The organism is Dellaglioa sp. CoH-55-MRSF-6, assembly GCF_056782215.1.
This window is the reverse complement of record NZ_JBXAYJ010000002.1, coordinates 344,066-362,829: the sequence shown is the minus strand read 5'-3', so window position 1 is coordinate 362,829 and position 18,764 is coordinate 344,066. Positions and strand designations below refer to the sequence as shown.

General features: G+C 33.2%; 19 protein-coding genes, 13 tRNA genes, 1 rRNA gene and 1 other annotated feature. Of the genes, 29 read left to right on the top strand and 4 right to left on the bottom strand.

Going from position 1 to position 18,764, the window contains the following annotated elements; genetic code table 11:
* From rrf to AC1RPK_RS03555, 26 genes are all read left to right on the top strand, one after another.
* A 5S ribosomal RNA gene (gene rrf, locus AC1RPK_RS03680) occupies positions 1–76 on the top strand; the annotation flags it as partial.
* Between the two features lie 17 nt (positions 77–93).
* A tRNA-Asn gene (locus tag AC1RPK_RS03675) sits at positions 94–166 on the top strand.
* 17 nt (positions 167–183) lie between these two features.
* Positions 184–272 (top strand) — tRNA-Ser (locus AC1RPK_RS03670).
* A gap of 9 nt (positions 273–281) precedes the next feature.
* A tRNA-Glu gene (locus AC1RPK_RS03665) sits at positions 282–353 on the top strand.
* 22 nt (positions 354–375) lie between these two features.
* Positions 376–448 (top strand) — tRNA-Val (locus tag AC1RPK_RS03660).
* Positions 449–453: 5 nt separating this feature from the next.
* Positions 454–526 (top strand) — tRNA-Asp (locus tag AC1RPK_RS03655).
* Positions 527–532: 6 nt separating this feature from the next.
* Positions 533–605 (top strand) — tRNA-Phe (locus AC1RPK_RS03650).
* Between the two features lie 17 nt (positions 606–622).
* A tRNA-Gly gene (locus AC1RPK_RS03645) sits at positions 623–693 on the top strand.
* A gap of 11 nt (positions 694–704) precedes the next feature.
* Positions 705–779, top strand: a tRNA-Ile gene (locus tag AC1RPK_RS03640).
* A gap of 12 nt (positions 780–791) precedes the next feature.
* Positions 792–879: transfer RNA gene (locus AC1RPK_RS03635), tRNA-Ser, on the top strand.
* Between the two features lie 13 nt (positions 880–892).
* A tRNA-Glu gene (locus AC1RPK_RS03630) sits at positions 893–964 on the top strand.
* Positions 965–976: 12 nt separating this feature from the next.
* Positions 977–1,050: transfer RNA gene (locus AC1RPK_RS03625), tRNA-Met, on the top strand.
* A gap of 2 nt (positions 1,051–1,052) precedes the next feature.
* Positions 1,053–1,125: transfer RNA gene (locus tag AC1RPK_RS03620), tRNA-Asp, on the top strand.
* Between the two features lie 76 nt (positions 1,126–1,201).
* Positions 1,202–2,389, top strand: a complete 1,188-nt coding sequence (metK, locus tag AC1RPK_RS03615; RefSeq protein WP_481761151.1) for a methionine adenosyltransferase — start codon at positions 1,202–1,204, stop codon at positions 2,387–2,389.
* A gap of 63 nt (positions 2,390–2,452) precedes the next feature.
* On the top strand, positions 2,453–3,916 hold the full coding sequence (locus AC1RPK_RS03610) for an MDR family MFS transporter (protein WP_481761152.1): 1,464 nt from the start codon (positions 2,453–2,455) through the stop codon (positions 3,914–3,916).
* A 28-nt stretch (positions 3,917–3,944) separates the two neighbouring features.
* Positions 3,945–4,150: a binding site (T-box leader), on the top strand.
* A 56-nt stretch (positions 4,151–4,206) separates the two neighbouring features.
* Positions 4,207–6,621 (top strand): leucine--tRNA ligase, encoded by a 2,415-nt coding sequence (gene leuS, locus AC1RPK_RS03605; RefSeq protein WP_481761153.1) that lies wholly within the window; start codon positions 4,207–4,209, stop codon positions 6,619–6,621.
* A gap of 154 nt (positions 6,622–6,775) precedes the next feature.
* Positions 6,776–8,425, top strand: a complete 1,650-nt coding sequence (locus AC1RPK_RS03600; protein ID WP_481761154.1) for a putative polysaccharide biosynthesis protein — start codon at positions 6,776–6,778, stop codon at positions 8,423–8,425.
* Positions 8,426–8,438: 13 nt separating this feature from the next.
* Positions 8,439–9,152 (top strand): pseudouridine synthase, encoded by a 714-nt coding sequence (locus tag AC1RPK_RS03595; RefSeq protein ID WP_481761155.1) that lies wholly within the window; start codon positions 8,439–8,441, stop codon positions 9,150–9,152.
* Positions 9,153–9,321: 169 nt separating this feature from the next.
* Positions 9,322–10,719, top strand: a complete 1,398-nt coding sequence (pepV, locus tag AC1RPK_RS03590) for a dipeptidase PepV (RefSeq protein ID WP_481761156.1) — start codon at positions 9,322–9,324, stop codon at positions 10,717–10,719.
* 436 nt (positions 10,720–11,155) lie between these two features.
* Positions 11,156–11,926: an ATP-binding cassette domain-containing protein gene (locus AC1RPK_RS03585; RefSeq protein WP_481761157.1), complete on the top strand. Its 771-nt coding sequence runs from the start codon at positions 11,156–11,158 to the stop codon at positions 11,924–11,926.
* Between the two features lie 137 nt (positions 11,927–12,063).
* Complete coding sequence (locus AC1RPK_RS03580; RefSeq protein WP_481761158.1) at positions 12,064–12,744, top strand: hypothetical protein; 681 nt, start codon at positions 12,064–12,066, stop codon at positions 12,742–12,744.
* A 151-nt stretch (positions 12,745–12,895) separates the two neighbouring features.
* On the top strand, positions 12,896–13,405 hold the full coding sequence (locus tag AC1RPK_RS03575; RefSeq protein WP_481761159.1) for a hypothetical protein: 510 nt from the start codon (positions 12,896–12,898) through the stop codon (positions 13,403–13,405).
* Entirely contained in the window at positions 13,378–13,746 is a 369-nt protein-coding gene (locus AC1RPK_RS03570; RefSeq protein ID WP_481761160.1) for a hypothetical protein, read from the top strand. The genes AC1RPK_RS03575 and AC1RPK_RS03570 overlap by 28 nt, the downstream gene beginning before the upstream one ends.
* Before the next feature lie 110 nt (positions 13,747–13,856).
* Positions 13,857–14,015, top strand: a complete 159-nt coding sequence (locus AC1RPK_RS03565) for a hypothetical protein (protein ID WP_481761161.1) — start codon at positions 13,857–13,859, stop codon at positions 14,013–14,015.
* Positions 14,015–14,209 carry a hypothetical protein gene (locus AC1RPK_RS03560; protein ID WP_481761162.1) on the top strand — a complete coding sequence of 65 codons (195 nt, stop codon included), beginning with the start codon at positions 14,015–14,017 and terminating at the stop codon, positions 14,207–14,209. Before AC1RPK_RS03565 ends, AC1RPK_RS03560 begins: the two co-directional genes overlap by 1 nt.
* Positions 14,210–14,539: 330 nt before the next feature.
* A complete protein-coding gene (locus AC1RPK_RS03555) occupies positions 14,540–14,788 on the top strand; it encodes a hypothetical protein (protein WP_481761163.1) in 249 nt (82 codons plus the stop codon).
* 822 nt (positions 14,789–15,610) lie between these two features.
* On the opposite strand, the gene AC1RPK_RS03550 is transcribed toward AC1RPK_RS03555, so the two are convergent.
* The 4 genes from AC1RPK_RS03550 to AC1RPK_RS03535 form a co-directional block, all read right to left on the bottom strand.
* Positions 15,611–15,694, bottom strand: a tRNA-Leu gene (locus tag AC1RPK_RS03550).
* An 8-nt stretch (positions 15,695–15,702) separates the two neighbouring features.
* Positions 15,703–15,981, bottom strand: a complete 279-nt coding sequence (locus AC1RPK_RS03545; protein WP_409022736.1) for a hypothetical protein — start codon at positions 15,979–15,981, stop codon at positions 15,703–15,705.
* Between the two features lie 103 nt (positions 15,982–16,084).
* Complete coding sequence (locus AC1RPK_RS03540) at positions 16,085–16,333, bottom strand: hypothetical protein (protein WP_057973335.1); 249 nt, start codon at positions 16,331–16,333, stop codon at positions 16,085–16,087.
* A 114-nt stretch (positions 16,334–16,447) separates the two neighbouring features.
* A complete protein-coding gene (locus tag AC1RPK_RS03535; RefSeq protein WP_481761164.1) occupies positions 16,448–16,972 on the bottom strand; it encodes a GNAT family N-acetyltransferase in 525 nt (174 codons plus the stop codon).
* 104 nt (positions 16,973–17,076) lie between these two features.
* Here AC1RPK_RS03535 and AC1RPK_RS03530 point away from each other — a divergent pair, with 104 nt between their 5' ends.
* From AC1RPK_RS03530 to AC1RPK_RS03520, 3 genes are all read left to right on the top strand, one after another.
* Entirely contained in the window at positions 17,077–17,523 is a 447-nt protein-coding gene (locus AC1RPK_RS03530) for a universal stress protein (protein ID WP_481761165.1), read from the top strand.
* A 114-nt stretch (positions 17,524–17,637) separates the two neighbouring features.
* Positions 17,638–17,961, top strand: a complete 324-nt coding sequence (locus AC1RPK_RS03525) for a hypothetical protein (RefSeq protein ID WP_481761166.1) — start codon at positions 17,638–17,640, stop codon at positions 17,959–17,961.
* 322 nt (positions 17,962–18,283) lie between these two features.
* Positions 18,284–18,643, top strand: a complete 360-nt coding sequence (locus tag AC1RPK_RS03520; protein WP_481761167.1) for a hypothetical protein — start codon at positions 18,284–18,286, stop codon at positions 18,641–18,643.
* The last annotated feature ends 121 nt before the right edge of the window (positions 18,644–18,764 follow it).

Below are 18,764 nucleotides of genomic sequence, written 5' to 3'. Positions count from 1 at the left end.
CGAACACAGAAGTTAAGCTTCTTAGCGCCAAGAGTAGTTGGGGGTCGCCCCCTGCGAGGGTAGGACGTTGCCATGCTTTTTTTATTATTTTATTCCGGCATAGCTCAGTTGGTAGAGCGCTTGACTGTTAATCAAGATGTCGCAGGTTCGAGTCCTACTGCCGGAGTTTTTATTTTGTAATGTGGAGAATTGTCTGAGTTGGTCTAAGGAGCATGATTGGAAATCATGTAAACGGGTTTCCTGTTTCAAGGGTTCGAATCCCTTATTCTCCGTTGCAAATTGACCCGTTGGTCAAGTGGTTAAGACACCGCCCTTTCACGGCGGTAACATGGGTTCAAATCCCGTACGGGTCATATAAAGTAAATAGTGTATGTTGGAGGTTTAGCTCAGTTGGGAGAGCGTCTGCCTTACAAGCAGAGGGTCACAGGTTCAAGCCCTGTAACCTCCATCGAAGGTCCTATGGTATAGGGGTTATTACGTCCGCCTGTCACGCGGAAGATCACCGGTTCAAATCCGGTTAGGACCGTTTAATGGCTCAGTAGCTCAGTTGGTAGAGCAATGGATTGAAGCTCCATGTGTCGGCAGTTCGATTCTGTCCTGCGCCATTTATTTATAATATTTTGCGGGTGTAGTTTAGTGGTAAAACCACAGCCTTCCAAGCTGTTGTCGCGAGTTCGATTCTCGTCACCCGCTTTTATGATTTTGGGCCTATAGCTCAGCTGGTTTAGAGCGCACGCCTGATAAGCGTGAGGTCGATGGTTCGAGTCCATTTAGGCCCATCAATAATTTATGGAGAAGTACTCAAGTGGCTGAAGAGGCGCCCCTGCTAAGGGTGTAGGTCGTGAAAATGGCGCGAGGGTTCGAATCCCTCCTTCTCCGTTTTTCGTGTTATGACCCGTTGGTCAAGTGGTTAAGACACCGCCCTTTCACGGCGGTAACATGGGTTCAAATCCCGTACGGGTCAGTTTAATATTATCGCGGGATGGAGCAGTCTGGTAGCTCGTCGGGCTCATAACCCGAAGGTCGTAGGTTCAAATCCTGCTCCCGCAATTGGTCCTATGGTATAGGGGTTATTACGTCCGCCTGTCACGCGGAAGATCACCGGTTCAAATCCGGTTAGGACCGTCACAGGTATTATTGGAACCTAAACTTTTATAGTTGAGGTTCTTTTTTTAATTTTATTTACTTTAAGGAGATAAAAATGACTGAAAAACATCTATTCACGTCAGAATCGGTATCAGAGGGTCATCCGGATAAGGTTGCAGATCAAATAAGTGATGCAATATTAGATGCACTTTTAGAAAAGGATCCTAATGCTAGGGTTGCTTGCGAAACAACTGTAACAACTGGTTTAGTTCTTGTAGTTGGTGAAATATCAACAAATGCCTACGTTGATATTCAGCAGGTAGTAAGACGAACTATTAAGGAAATTGGATATATTAATTCACAAGTTGGTTTTGATGGTGATAATTGTGCTGTTATGGTTGCTATAGATGAACAATCTCCTGATATTGCATTAGGTGTTGATACATCTTTAGAAACTAAAAACGGTGATTTAGATCCTTTAGATCAGATTGGTGCAGGTGATCAAGGATTAATGTTCGGATATGCGGTAGACGAAACACCGGAACTCATGCCATTACCGATTTCAATTAGTCACAAATTAATGCAACGTGTTGCAAGTTTACGAAAAAATAAGGAATTAGAATACTTAAGACCTGATGCTAAGGCACAGGTAACTGTTGAATATAATGATAAAGGTCAACCATTTAGAATTGACACTGTTGTTATTTCTACACAACATGATGAAAAAACGGAATTGAAACAAATTCAAGATGATATGATTGAAAAAGTAATTAAAGTTATTATTGACCCTGATTTGTTGGATTCAGATACAAAGTATTATATTAATCCAACCGGACGATTTGTTATCGGTGGTCCAAAGGGTGATGCTGGACTTACTGGAAGAAAAATAATTGTTGATACATATGGTGGATATGCACATCATGGTGGAGGTGCTTTCTCCGGTAAAGATGCAACAAAAGTTGATCGTTCAGCTAGTTATGCTGCTCGCTATATTGCAAAAAATATAGTTGCAGCTAAAATTGCATCACAGGTTGAGGTTCAACTTGCGTATGCAATTGGGGTTGCTCAACCTGTATCAATTAATATTAATACATTTGGTACATCTAAATATGACGAATTGGATTTAGTTCAAGCTGTTCGTAAAATTTTTGATTTACGGCCTGCAGGAATTATTGAAATGTTAGACTTACGTCGCCCAATATATAAACAGACAGCAGCATATGGTCATTTTGGTCGTACAGATATTGACTTACCTTGGGAAAAAACAGATAAGATTAAAAGTTTACTTAACGAATTAAATTAAAATAAAAAATGACTTTATTAAATATCATTTTAATAGAGTCATTTTTTATTTAGGAGGTACTTTATGAATTCAAAAACAAATGTAAAATTAGTTACAATTGCTATATTTGTAGCAACATTTTTAACAGCCGTTGAAGGAACAATTGTTTCAACAGCTATGCCAACTATTGTTGGTGAACTTCATGGTGTTTCATTAATGAATTGGGTTTTTTCAATATATTTATTAACTAATGCCATGATGACACCAATATACGGTAAGCTCGCAGATGTTTTAGGACGTAAACCAGTATTTATTTTTGGTCTTGTCATATTTTTGGTTGGTTCAACTCTCTGTGGATTTTCTAATAGTATGGCCACATTAATTATTTCGCGGGCTATTCAAGGTATCGGGGCGGGTGCTATAATGCCAGTGTCATTTACTATAATTGCTGATATTTATTCTGTGGACAAACGTGCTAAAATAATGGGATTAAACGGATCTGCTTGGGGTATAGCGTCAATAGTTGCACCATTGTTAGGTGGTTTCATTGTTGATCATCTTAATTGGCACTGGGTATTTTTCATTAATTTACCTATTGGGTTAGTGACGATAGCAATGATACAAATTTTTTTCAAAGAAAAGCGAAGAATTATGAGTTCAAAAATAGATTTTTTAGGCAGTATATTATTAATGCTTAGTATTTTATCTATTTTATATAGTTTTCAACGTTGGGGCGATGATGGTATAGACCTGATTGTTTTAATTTCTTTCTTTATATTTATTATGTCGCTTTTATTATTTATTCAATGGGAAAAAAGAGTTGAAGATCCAATTATTTCATTGAAACTTTTTAATAATAGAACATTTGTGATTCAAAATGTAGTAGCAGCATTAATATCTGGATTTTTAATTGGATTTGAAGTTTATATACCAACATGGACTCAAGGAATATTAGGATTAAAAGCATCAATGGCAGGATTTGCAGTAACACCCAGTTCCATCTTATGGATAGCTGGTTCCTTTTTTGCTGGAAGTATGATGGCAGCTTGGACACCAAAAAAAGTTTTATCGATTAGTCTATTTTTTATTTTAGTGGGTGCCATTGCACTAGGTACTTTGCCTATAAATACACCTTTTTATCTTTTCTTTATCATTTCGGCTGTACTAGGGATTGGATTTGGGATTACCATTACAACTACGACAGTTACTGCACAGAGTTTAGTACCACAGGCTGACGTAGGTGTGGCTACATCATTTAATACTTTAAGTCGTACATTAGGACAAACATTAATGATTTCAGTCTTTGGGATCATATTTAATACACAAATGCATAAGGAAATAGTAAAAACACCTGGAACAAAGGACAGCATGATGGATATTTTAATTAATCCGCAAACGGCTAACCAACTACCGCAACATTTAATACCAAAATTACGTGAAGTTTTGTATCAAGGTCTTCATGGGATATATATAGCAGGTATTTTTATTGTAATTCTTGCAATTATTATTAATTTATTCGATAAAAAGACTAAAGATTATTTGCAATAACAGGGTTCGTTTGCTACACTAAAAATAATATAAAACGATTAAGAGGAACTAGTAAAGTAACTAACTATTTCAGCGAGTATATGGGAGTGGAAATATACATAGTTGGTTATTTGAACTCATCCTTGAGTTTTCTCACTGAACGGTAGTAGGTGCGAACGTTATTTCACGTTATGAAAAAGAGTCAGTATTTTATACTGGAATAATAGGTGGTACCGCGGAAAATTCGTCCTATAGAAGTTTATCTTCTATAGGACTTTTTTGTATATATAATCAGAAAGGAAGTAATACACATGGCATATAACCATAAAGAAATCGAACAAAAATGGCAAGCATTTTGGGATGCAAATCAGACATTTAAAACGACTGAAGATCCTGAAAAGAAAAATTATTATGCATTAGATATGTTTCCGTATCCATCCGGGCAAGGACTTCATGTTGGACATCCAGAAGGTTTCACGGCTACAGATATTTTGGCTCGAATGAAGAGAATGCAAGGATTTAATGTCTTACATCCAATGGGATGGGATGCCTTTGGTCTTCCAGCTGAACAGTATGCACTTGATACTGGACATAGCCCTAAAGCATTTACTAAAACGAATACTGATAATTTTAGGCGTCAAATTAAATCCTTGGGACTTTCATATGATTGGAGTCGTGAGTTAAATACGACTGATCCTGATTATTATAAATGGACACAATGGATTTTTGAAAAATTATATGAAAAAGGTTTAGCGTATGAAGATGAAGTTGCCGTTAACTGGAGTCCTGATTTAGGAACTGTTGTTGCTAATGAAGAAGTTATTGATGGTAAAACAGAACGTGGCGGGTACCCAATTGTCAGAAAACCAATGCGCCAATGGGTCTTAAAAATTACTGCTTATGCTGATCGCTTACTTTCAGATTTAGACGATTTAGATTGGCCAGATAGCATCAAAGAGCAACAAAGAAATTGGATTGGAAAATCAACTGGTGCTAGCGTTAACTTTAAAGTCGATCAACATGATGATATAAAAATTGATGTCTTTACGACACGTCCTGAAACTATTTATGGTGTTTCTTATATTATTGTCGCACCAGAATTAGATATAATTGATAAAATTACTATTGATTCTCAAAAGGATGCTGTTAAGGCTTATCAAAAAGAAATAGAAGTTAAGTCAGATTTAGAGAGAACTGATTTAGCTAAAGATAAAACTGGGGTATTTACTGGTTCTTACGCAATAAATCCTGTAAATGGTAAAAAATTACCAATTTGGATTGCTGATTATGTTCTAGCATCGTATGGAACTGGTGCTGTTATGGCAGTACCTGCACATGATGAAAGAGATTTCGAATTTGCAACTAAATATGGATTGGATATTTTACCCGTTATAGAAGGACCTGAAATAACTGATGAAGCAAATACTGAACCTGGTAAATATATTAATTCTGGTTTTTTAAATGGCTTAGTGAAAGCTGATGCTATCGAAAAAGCTATTGCTTGGATGGAAGATAATAACATTGGTGAAAAGAAAACAAATTATAAATTACGTGATTGGTTATTTTCAAGACAACGATATTGGGGTGAACCAATTCCTATTATTCACTGGGAAGATGGCGAAACAACAACAGTCCCTGTAGATCAGTTACCACTTGAATTACCTGAAGCAACGGATATTAAACCCTCTGGAACAGGTGAGAGTCCATTAGCCAACTTAACTGACTGGATTAATGTTGTCGACGAAAATGGGCGTAAAGGTAAACGTGAAACGAATACGATGCCACAATGGGCTGGTAGTTCATGGTACTTTGTTCGTTTTATTGATCCACATAACCCTAATGAAATTGCTGACCATAAAAAGTTAGAAGAATGGTTACCTGTTGACGTTTATGTTGGGGGTGCAGAACATGCTGTGTTACATTTGCTATACGCAAGGTTCTGGCATAAATTCTTGTACGATATTGGCGTTGTACCTACTAAAGAGCCGTTCCAAAAGTTAGTTAATCAAGGGATGATTTTGGGCGATAATCATGAAAAAATGTCTAAGTCTAAAGGTAACGTGGTTAATCCAGATGATATCGTTGAACGTTTTGGTGCGGATACTTTGCGCCTTTATGAAATGTTTATGGGTCCATTAGATGCCTCAATTGCTTGGAGCGAAGATGGGTTAAATGGTTCGCATAAATTTATTGAACGTATTTGGCGTTTAATTATGGATGAAGATAATCAAATTAGCGCAGCTATTGTTGATAAAAATGATGGTGAACTTGATAAGATTTATAATCAAACAGTAAAAAAAGTAACTGAAGATTACGAAGCACTTCATTTTAATACAGCTATTTCACAATTGATGATTTTTGTTAATGAAGCTTTTAAAGTTAAATCGTTAGCTAAAGAACAAGTTGAAGGATTTATTCAATTGATTGCACCAATAGCGCCACACATGGCTGAAGAAGTTTGGTCGTTGTTAGGAAATAAGGAATCAATTAGTTATGCTGCATGGCCAATATTTGATGAAAGTAAACTTGTTGAAAATACAGTTGAAATTGTCTTACAAGTAAATGGTAAAGTGCGTCAACATAGCGTGGTTTCAAAAGATGCAACTAAAGATGAATTAGAAAAAATGGCTTTAAATGATGACAAAATTAAAGAAGAACTTGAAGGTAAAACAATTCGAAAAGTAATTGCTGTCCCTGGTAAGTTAGTTAATATTGTCGCAAATTAAAGCTTTAATTTAAGTAAACGGGGACTACAAAATTATCGATATTTTGTGGTTCCTATTTATTTTTGGTTAAAATTCAAAAAATAAATTGCAACTGAATTTTAAAAGCTATAAAATGGTAAGATTAAGTATGATCAGAAAGTAGGGTACAAAAGTAATGGATGAAGATATCGAAGTAGAGGGCCAAGCAGCTTCTGAACAAAATGACGCTAAACAAAAGATGTTGCAAGGATCAGCTTGGATGACTGCTGGTAGTATTTTTTCAAGAGTTTTAGGGGCAATTTATATTATTCCATGGAATATGTGGTTGGGACCAGATAGATTACAAGCTAATGCACTTTATAGTATGGGTTATAACGTTTACAGTTTCTTCTTAATGATTGCTGTTGCTGGTGTTCCTTCAGCCGTAGCTAAGCAGGTTGCGCATTACAATGCACAAAATGAATATGGTATTGGAAGACGCCTATTTAAATATGGGATGGCTTTAATGGCGATTATGGGTGTAGTCTGTGCAGTAATATTATGGATTATCGCACCATACATTACAAGTGGTGATAAGAATGTGATTCCAGTCTTTAGATCCTTATCTTGGGCATTATTGATTATTCCTATGATGAGTTTAATACGAGGCTTTTTTCAAGGCTATCAGGAAATGGCTCCGTCAGCAATTTCACAGTTCTTTGAACAAATTGCTCGAGTTATTTATATGCTTGCCGCAACTTTTATCATCATGAAAATTAGTCATGGTAGTTATATTACAGGTGTAACGCAGTCAACTTTTGCGGCTTTTATTGGGGCCTTAGGCGGAATGCTAGTTTTAGTATGGTATTTTTATCGTCGAAAACCAGAATTGGATCGATTAGTTGCCAATAGTGATAATAAGTTAACAATTTCTACCAAACAAATTATTAAAGAAGTTATCAGGGAATCTATTCCTTTTATTATTATTGGCGCTGCCATTACGATTTTTGGATTGATTGATCAGTATACCTTCTTTGGTATTATGAGCCATGTTACAAACTACTCACGAACGATTCAAAATGAACTGTGGGCATTATTTAGTTTTAATGCTAATAAATTAGTTATGATTATTATTTCTATTGCGTCTGCCATGTCTATTACAGCTATTCCGTTATTATCTGAGGCATATACAAGAAATGATAAAAAGGCTTTGAGTGAACAAACTTCTGACACCTTACAATTGTTCTTTTTCGTAATGTTACCTTGTGCCTTAGGGATGGCAGCTGTTGCTCACCCACTATATGTTGTTTTCTATGGGTATGATCCAGTTGGAATCTATGTTTTACAATTTTCAGCGTATGAATCAATCTTCTTAGGATTATTCACAGTTGTTTCTGCTATTTTACAAGGTGTTTATCAAAATAAAAAAGCAATTATATATTTTGTCGTTGGAGTGGTAGTTAAATTAATTGTTCAATATCCATTAGTAGCTTGGTTAGGTGCCTTTGGGCCATTAGCAGCTACAGGGATCGGGATGGGCGTAAGTTCATGGCTAATGATTCGCTCATTACACAAAATGTTCCATTTAAATGTAAAATTAATACAAACAAGATTAAATAAAATGATGCTTTATGCACTAATAACATTTTTTACCGCATTTATAGTAGTAAAAATTGCTTATCTATTTTTACCAATAGACAGCCGAATTAGTGCAATTATCACAATTATTGCTGCCGCTGGATTAGGTGGCTACATATATATTTACTTCAGTTTAAAAACAAGATTAGCCGACAAAATATTGGGCGAACGGGTTGCTGGATTACGCCGTAGATTGAGAATTAAGTGAGGTTTAATTTAAAATGAGAATTGATAAATTTTTGACGGAAACGCAATTTGGTACAAGAAGTGATGTTCGAAAAATTATTAAACAGAAGAAAGTGATTGTTGATGGCGAGTTAATCACTAGCATTAAACTTCAGGTTAGTCCATCAAAATCGGTTATTCAGGTAGATGGTGATGTAATTCACTATCAAAAATATTATTATTATCTTTTAAATAAACCAGCAGGTGTGTTAACGGCAACTAAAGATAGGAAACAAAAGACAGTGATGGATTTGTTCAATAGCGTCGATTATCGGGATGATTTATTTCCAGTTGGACGGTTGGATAAGGATACAACTGGACTATTGCTTATTACAAATGATGGACAATTAGGTCATCAGATGTTGTCACCAAAACATCATATCGATAAAGTGTACTTTGCTAAAGTTGATGGGCAAGTGACTACTGACGATGTGATTAAATTTGAAACCGGATTGCTATTAAAAGATGGGATGCAAACTAAACCTGCAAAATTAATTGTTGAATCTTATAATAGTGATTCAAATATCTCAGAAGTTTTAATTACGATTACTGAAGGTAAGTATCATCAAATCAAACGAATGTTTGGAGCTATCGGTATGAAAGTTATCAGACTTGAACGTAAAAAAATGGCTACTTTAGAGTTAGAACCAACGCTATCGTTAGGCCGCTATCGTGCTTTAACAGATGAAGAAATTGAATCAATCAAATAGAAAATTGTTGGCGTAACTAGCCAGCAATTTTTTATTATTTTATTTGTTTTTGATGTTCCTTTATTGAGTAGTAAGGTCTATCAATATATCTAACTGAATACGCTTTTAAATACCGATTATTAAAATTTTGTGATAAAATGGGCTTACTAATATTTTAGGAGGAATTCAAATGAGTATAGATTGGAAAGCAGAAGTTGAAAAGCGTCAAGACGCCTTATTAGAAGATTTATTTGCAATGTTAAAAATTGAAAGTGTTCGTGATGAATCAATTGCAACAACTGAAGCACCTTTAGGTCCAGGACCTAAAGCTGGGTTAGATAAATTCTTAGAAATTGGAACGCGTGATGGTTTTGAAACATTAAACCTTGATGGTTTAGCCGGACATATCGAATTTGGTGAGGGGGATGAAACGTTAGGTATTTTAGCTCACGTTGACGTTATGCCTGCTGGTAACGGTTGGGATACTGATCCATTCACACCAGTCGTGAAAGATGGTCGAATTTATGCTCGCGGTGCCTCAGATGATAAAGGACCAGGAATGGCTGCATATTATGGTTTAAAAATCATTCAAGAATTAGGATTACCAGTTTCTAAAAAAGTTCGATTTATTATTGGAACGGATGAAGAAAGTGGTTGGAGAGGAATGACTCATTACCTTGAAAATATGCCTGAACCTGATTTTGGATTTTCACCAGATGCATTTTTCCCAATCATTAATGGTGAAAAGGGAAATATTACTTACTTCTTAAACTTTAAAGGATCAAATGGAGATAAGGATCAATTGCTTGAATTTGATGCTGGCCTCCGTGAAAATATGGTTCCTCGCGATGCTAAAGCTGTTATTAAAACAGAAGACGGCGCTGAGATGGAAGAAGTATTTAACGATTTTATTGCTGCTAATATTGTTACAGGTAAAATGGAACGCAATAATGATATTGTGACTATCTCGATGGTAGGAAAAGCAGCCCATGCACAAGAACCTAAAAATGGAGAAAATGCCGGAACTTTCTTGGCATTATTCTTGAACCAATTTAATTTTGGTGGGGATGCTGCTAACTATCTTCGTTTGGCTGCTGATTACTTACACAGAGATTCACGTATGAACAACTTTAGTATTGCCTTCACTGATGATATCATGGGCGATTTAACGATGAATTCTGGAATTTTCACATTTAAAGCTGATAAAGGTGGACAAATTGCCTTGAATTTCCGCTTCCCTAAAGGTATGACGGAAGTAGATATTAAACGTGGTCTTGAAAATGTAACAAATGAAATGAATGTTGTAATTGAAGCAGGTAGGTTACAAGGACCTCATTACGTTTCACCAGAAGATCCTTTGGTTAAAACATTATTAGGTGTTTATACGAAACAAACTGGCGAAAAAGCTGAAGGTTTAGTCGTTGGTGGTGGGACGTATGGTCGTCTCCTAAAACGTGGTGTTGCTTTTGGTGCAATGTTCCCAGGTGTACCTGATACAATGCATCAGGCCAATGAATTTATTCCTTTAGATGACGTGCTGAAAGCTGCTGCCATATATGCTGAAGGAATATACGAATTGATCAAGTAAATAATTAATTTTATATACTTGTATGATACTAATATACATTTAGGATGGCTTTTTTTAAAAGATTTATCATCTTTAAAGTATCGTTAATATGTAATCATTTGTAAAAAATAATGTAACCTATACCCCTAATGTTGAAAAACGTTAGGGGTATTTTTATGATTAAATTTCCACTTTAATACAAAATTTAAACCGTTTAAACATAGTTAATGGGAACTAAATTGAAGACGTAAGTTAGTAAACAGTATGGTATCAGTAGAAGCGTATTTTCAGTCTTCGTCACAATATTTGAATTAAAACTTCAAAATATTATGTAAGCGATTAACATGGTGTTATAATAATTCTGGTTCAAAGTTTGTTTTTAGTTTACTATGTATCAGATTATATTCAATTTGTTCGTGGATAGAATGAAAAATAGTCACTTTTATGAGGTGGTCAAATGAAGTTAGTAGTAGATAATGTATCAAGAGGAAGTATTCTAAAAGACGTTTCTTTTTATCTCAATCAAGGAGATAAAATTGCTCTCGTTGGTTTAAATGGATCAGGAAAAACAACCATTCTGAATATTATGATGGAGTTATTAATGCCATCAACGGGGAAAATAATTAAAACTAATGTTAAATTAGCGACTGTTTTTCAAAACAATGTTCTTGATGATGATTTGACCGTTATTCAAAACTTACGTTTCAGAATTAAAAATAAAGAAAAAATAAAAAGTATTCAGGAAAAAATGAAAAACTTGAACATCAATGAGTCCTTAAAGTATTCTAGCTTATCTGGTGGGCAGAAACGTATTGTTAATTATTTAAGAGCGATTGCTGTAGAGCCGAATTGCTTACTATTAGATGAAATGTCAGCTGGAATTGATGTTGATATACGTCAATTAATTTGGAATGATCTTGATGAGTATTTAAAAGAGAATAATTGTGGTGTGTTATTTACTACTCATCTATTAAGCGAATTAGAAAATGCCAATAAAATTATTTTCGTATCAAATGGAACTGTTAAATATTTTGGAGAAATGGTTACATTTATGAATAAAATTTCAAAAGTTAAATTAATTTTGAATAAAACTGAAGATGATAGGTATTTTAATACGTCTGCAGAAGCAGTGAGATTTATTGAAGATAATCATTTGATAAATGAAAACTTTGAAATAAGAAAGGCAACCTATACTGACTTATTTAAAAATATGGAGGAAGGAATTTAAGGATGAATAAACAGTTTATTCAAAGAAACATTCTAATTTTCATAAAAGATAAAGTTGGTATCTTTTTTTCATTTTTAGGTATGGTTATAAGTCTTGTAATTTATATATTTTTTCTTCGCTCTAATTTAGTCGATTCTTTGGCTGGAATTAATCATAGTGAACAGTTTATTGATACATGGATGATTTCTGGGTTGATTTCTATTGTCTCAATGACTAGTACACTAATCGCATTTGGTCAAAAACTGGAAGATAAAAAGAATAAGAGATTAGATGATTTTATTGTTAACAGTCAAATAAAAAGTAGTACAATTAATCAATTGTATACTTTGACGTCAGTCATGGAAGGTATTGTGTCGACATTTATTTTCTCATTAATATGTTATGCGTATCTATCTCTAACTTATCATTATAATGCTTATAATGTAACATTTTTTGTAGTATTTCTATTTAATGTTTTACTAATTGTATTTTCAAGTTTACTGTTTTCATTGGTGACAGATTTTTTAAATACTACGTCTAGTTTTTCATCATTGTCAGCAATTGTTGGTACTATGTCCGGTTTTCTTTCAGGAACTTATATTGTTTATGGGGATCTTCCAGCTTTTATGCAGCATACTTTAAAATTGTGGCCTGGTTATCAAATCGCAGCTATTGCACGCTATGAAAGTATTAAAAATATCAGGATAGGAAATAACTCTATTTTGTTCTCGTCACTAGGAATTAGTTCTGATTTTTTGCAAGCTATACTTATAACGATTATATTTGGAATACTACTAATAATTATTTCAATATTTACAAATGTTTATCATAAAGATTGATTTTAATTTGAAAAAAAGAACCTTATGTTACCTATATGTTAATATCAGTTCTGCTAATTTCAAAGAGTTGATTATAAAGAAAATTAATAAATAGAGGATGAAAACAAATCAAAAAGAGATACTCGAGGGTGGCGATTAAAATATTCGTTCAATGCAACGAAATTTAAATAAAAATTATACAGCTTATTTTGGTATTCTACCTAGCGATGGTATTTATGGAACGAGAAACATATGTTTACACGCTAAAAGAAACAAAATAAATAATTTCTATGTTTCAAATATGTCAACGGGATGGAGTGGAAACTTAGGGTTCCCAATGCCTGAGGGTTGGGACTTTGATCAATTTACTGAATATACGCATGGTGGAGTTGATATTGATCAAGTCTCTTCATCAGGTAAGGATTTAGGCTGTAAGAATTTTGATGTATCGGAGGATATATCTGTAAATAAGGTGACACATCGATTTATTAAATCAGTGCAAATGTTAAATTCTTTTAAAGATATAACATTTGAAATGGGAAAAACATATGGTCCTACGGTTCTTCCAGGGATAGATGCATGGCTTACAGTTAAAGATAGTTGGAGTGTAGAGACAGGAAATTCATCTTCTCCATTTACCATTCACAATGGTAAATGGAGAGTTCTTTTCAAAATGATATAGCTGATATAATGAAGATTAAATATGGTGTTATTAATTATTTAGATACCATGGGAATAGTTAATCGTATTGCGGGTAATCTCCAAAACGGGATGTTAATAATGGGAGTTGCAACAAGGGCAGAAGAACCTTGGCAAATTGGTATGAAGATAACGTATAATGAATCATATACAGAGGGTGATGAAAGTAATAAAATATCAGATACGATTGAAATTTATTATAAGCAACCAGTGGTTAGTCCCATATATCCCGAAGTTTCGTATAATTATGTTTATGATATAGTTAGTGGATTGGAAATTGTCGGAGCATGGATTGTTATTGGTCAGCGGTTATCATGGCTGTAGCGTTTGTTGCTTCTATACCAGAATTATTAGTAGCAGCTCCAGCAGTTGCTGCTTTTGGACTTTTGGTTGATACATTGCCACAAGAATAAAGAATATAGGAGATAATATAGATGGCAATTCCAGCAATGCTAACGGTGTTATTATTTGTGTTTATGATGAATTTATATCTTACTCTTTCTATAGTAAGGATAAAAAAGTCAATAAATAATGGTAATAAAAAGATTGAGAAAGAAAAAGATAGATTAAAAGAATTTAGAGGAGATAAATAATGAGCGAGCCTAATTTATTTATTATTTTATTTGTATTATTTTTAATCTTTATCGTACAATTTGTATATTTTTTAAATATTAAAAATAAATTGCTTGAATTATCGTATGAAATAACTAAAATTAGGGAAGAATTACTAAACATAACAATTGTTAAAGTTTTGAATTTAGAAAAAAAATTAAAAGATAAAGAATAAATGTATGATAAAAAACAAGGTATTCAGATATATTTCTGATCCCCTTGTTTTTTATCTAAAGTAGGTAGACAACAAACTGAATAGTTTAGTGTCTATACTGAGTATGTAGTATAATTACTACGATAAGTTAGTCTTAAAACTTAGACATTAAACAACTACATAAATAAAGCGTAGATATGAATGTGTATCAACGTTATTTAATATATTTTTGAAGGAAAGATAGAAACTGGAATGAGAAAAGCATTAGTTAAACATTTACATTTTAATGATACAGTTGCTTATTGGACAGCACATACGATTGTTTTTATTTACCTGTAAGGAGATGAACTAATGCAAATACAACCTATTTTTTGGGCAATTATCGCGATATTAATAACAGTTTTCTTTCCTTCACGCCAATGGTTAGAACGACATCATTTAGATTATTTTATTCTTGTTACGTACGTAATAATATTAATAGTAATGGTTGTAGCCATACCTTATAGAAAAAGTACTGGCTTGAATGAGATTTATATTGTGAGTGCTTTTATCATCTATGAACTAGGCTATTTATTTATATATAAAAGATTAAAAAAATAAATTAACGTGAGAAAAAATTGTAGAAGAACATTTCTACAATTTTTTATTTGATTAGATAATTTAAAAAGCAAACTCTTTAATAATTAAGGAGTTTGCTTTTTTGTTAAACAGAGTGTATTAAATCAGGTATTGATCTACCATATTTTATTAGCTTGGTATAAATATCAGGGTCTGTATGAGGTAGGTCTTTCCTGTCTGTATATATATAATTACCGAACGGGTCTGTATAGACGATACAATATACACAGTGCCTAGACATGCCCATATCAGGTAACGGATAGCTCATCGTTATTGGTTCACTTGCTAAGGCGAGAATCCTAGGGGTACCAAAATCATTGTGGTTTTTAAAAAACTGCTTAAAATCAGGTAACACGACAGAACTTTCATTCATAGTAGGAATGATGATAACATCATGAATAACATAATTTGAATAGTTTGTAATGGTTACCTGAGGTATCCCTGTTTCAGTAGAGTAAGAACTAGCAGATGCCGTAATACGCGATGATATTTGAATAATATTTTTTTGCCTTTCATATTGTTCTTGACGCTTACTTATTTTATTGCTGTTGTGAGAAAGAAATAGCACTAAATATTGCGGCGGAGGCAGCAAAAATGGCTGGTAAAGTCGCAACGAAAGATTGTAAATAAGTCATAGTATTTTTTCTCCTTTTTAAATAGTATATGAAACATATTCATTTTATTAATTAAAAAATCCAACTCGTAAATAAATACGAATTGGATCAATATATACGGTAAATTAGATGTTAACCACACAAAAACCACATAAAAGTTGGTTAAACGATGGTATATCAATGATAACAATGCGCCTGACAGGAATCGAACCTGCACTTGGAAACCCAAACAGCGATCTGAACGCTGCGCGTCTGCCAGTTCCGCCACAAGCGCAAAATAAATTACTTTGAAAACTCAATAACAGTACCGTAGCCATGTAAAACTAAGAATCTTGGGGCAATCGTTACACGAACAGTTTGTGGTTCGAAATGAACGTTAATAATCCCGTCGCCACCTTTATTAATTGCGCGTTCTGCTAGTTCTGCTTGGACACGATCATATAAGGTATCAAAATCATCTACACGATCAATTTCATCGGCTTCTAGTACAATCTTGGCTGTCGCATTAACGATGCCTTTAATAGCATAAGAACGGTTAACATCTCCGGTTGTTAAGAACATATAAATCACTCCTTGAGTAATAGTTTAAGATAAAAATGCTAGATTGACAAGGATTAAAAAAACTAGCCTCAAGAGTTAGTCTCAACTAGGCTAGTTTTGTAGGTTACATGAAGATACGGTAGTTACGTTTATTAATTGAAATTAATTCTTTAGCCTTACTCTTTGAACTGAATTTAAGTAAATTTTTGATTAAACGTTCTAATTTTTCGTCATCTTTAGAAACTTTTTCAAAAATATCATTGTCAATCTTTATTGTTAGATCTTCCTTTTTGCTTGGAACCTTAAATGTTTTAGAAGTTTCATCGCTTGTGATGAAGTTTTTCTCAAGATCTGCTAATAAATTTTTGCTCATATGTTTTCTTCCTCCAGTTTCTTACTATATTAATCATAACACCTAGATGACTAAAATCATAGGAAATGAAAAAAGATAAAAATGTTATTAAGAGAATTAGATAATAATTTTGCTTTATAAATCTAATTTTGAAAGTATTGCAGGGATGTCGACTCCATCAGGGCTTTTTAAGATTAGCGATTGTTTATCAGTGAAATTAAATTTTTCCAATAATTTTTGATTTACTTCTTCTTGTTCGTATTTCAGCGTTTGTACATTGGTAAACTGTTCAGATTTAAAAGATTTAAGCAGGGCTTTTAATAAATGTGTCGCGATACCTTGTTGTTCTTCGTTTTTCGAAACTAATAATAGACCAATCCAAACGGATTGAACTTCAGGATAATCTGTTAAAAAATCAATCATAGCTACTAATTTATCTGCTTTGAAGAAGCCCAGTGTCCATTTTTGATCACTTTTAACTGACAACGGGATCGAAGTTAAATCAGATTTTATTTCTTCAATGGCTAAATCTTGTTTACCTTGGAGTTTTAGGTAAGTAGATTGACTTTTTTCTAATTCTAACATTTGAGTTAGATCTTTTTCGGTTAACTCTCGAACCACGTAGGGGGCACTAAAAATAGAAATCCTTTTTAATAACATACTGAAAACCTTCTTTATTTCAAATTTTGTAGGTAAAACGCTAACATCTAATACAATTTTAATGATATACTGTAACTACAAATAAAAGATATGGGGTGGCAAATATGGAACAAGAATATAAAAATATTTTAGTCCCAGTTGATGGATCAGATTCAGCTGAAAAAGCATTAAAGCGTGCAGTAGAAAGTGCTAAAGCAAACCATGCACATTTAGATATTTTAAACGTAATTGATACGCGTCAATTTTCTGTAAGTTTTTCAGGAATGATGGATGGGGGCGGTTCAATCGTCTATCAGACTTTTGAAGATACAGAAGCATATATGAATGAATTAAAAGAAGATATTGTAAAAAATGGGTTTACAGATGTTGATATTCATATTCGTTTTGGTAGTCCTAAAACAGTAATTGCCAAAGATTTTATTGAAGATCATCATTCAGATTTAATTATCATGGGTCAATCTGGCTTGAAGGCAGTGGAAAGAATGTTAATGGGTGCAGTTACAAATTACGTTACTCGTTTAGCACCTTGTGATGTCTTAGTTGTTAAATAATAAAGAGGGTTGCGTAATTTAGCAACTCTTTTATTATTTATAGGACTAACTCAGTATAAAGTAAAAATGAATTAAAAAATAGTCATATTAGATTAAAAGAGAGAAGGGGTACTGGTGGAAATAGGTTTATATTTAGTTATGGCAATTTTGATTATTTATAATGTTAAGTTGTCTCTACAATTAACTAAAGTGCGTCAAGCTAATGTTAGAACTGTGGACTCACTAGGTCCTGAAGAGACTAAAATATTAGCAGACTACGCAATTGAGAAACGAAAATGGCAAGTCCTTGGCAATGGAATGTTCTTTTTAGCTCTCGTTTGCGCTTTTATTGGAACAACAATAGAAACGAGTTATTTTGTAACACTTTATGTTGTAACAATGATTGCTGTGAATCGTTCAAGAATAAGAGTCAATAAGCTGTTATTATTAGATAATTAATGTTGCATTAAAAGTCTATATCTTAAATTAAAGAATTCACAAAAGTTAGGTATAAGTAACCTAATTTTTGAGGAACTTAATATTTGGGAAAGGCTTATTTTTTTTAAATGAATAAATGTTGTGACATGTTAGCTGATCTTAGAGAGAATTTCGTATGTGTAGTGGTGCCATCCAGATGACTAACTTTATAAAAAGTAGTTTAGCATGGTAAAACAGATTTTTTAAATTAATGGTTAATAAATAGTAAAGATTCTTACTGAGCATCAATGTTTTTAAGTAACTATGATATTCTAAAATTAAGCGAAATTCCTGGAGGGTTATTGTGAAACGATTTAAATATTATTCAATTTCCTTGTTAAAGGGATTAGCGTCTTTAATTATTCTTTTAGCAATTGGAAATTTGATAGGTCCATCTAATTGGCGGTTATTAATTAATTATTATTTAATTTTGAATTTTTTAACTTTTTATCCATATAATCTCGAGTTAAATGGATTAAATAAAAAATTAGTGCAAAAAGTTAAAATTGACGAGGTAGAGGAACCACACTCTAGACAAGAAATGAATACACGTAAAGTATCAACTGAAAATTTAACGCGCTTATTAATTTATGTCATGCAATTTGCAGGGTTAATCCTAATTGCTCCTGGTCAATTCATGTATTACTATTTAATCAAAAATTGAATTTTAATGATATCTCCACTGTTGATTAGATGACAGTGGGGATATTTTTTTAGAAAATTATTTGACAAAAGAATCAAAAACACATATAGTCATAATATCGTTAATGAGGTTAACGGAACGA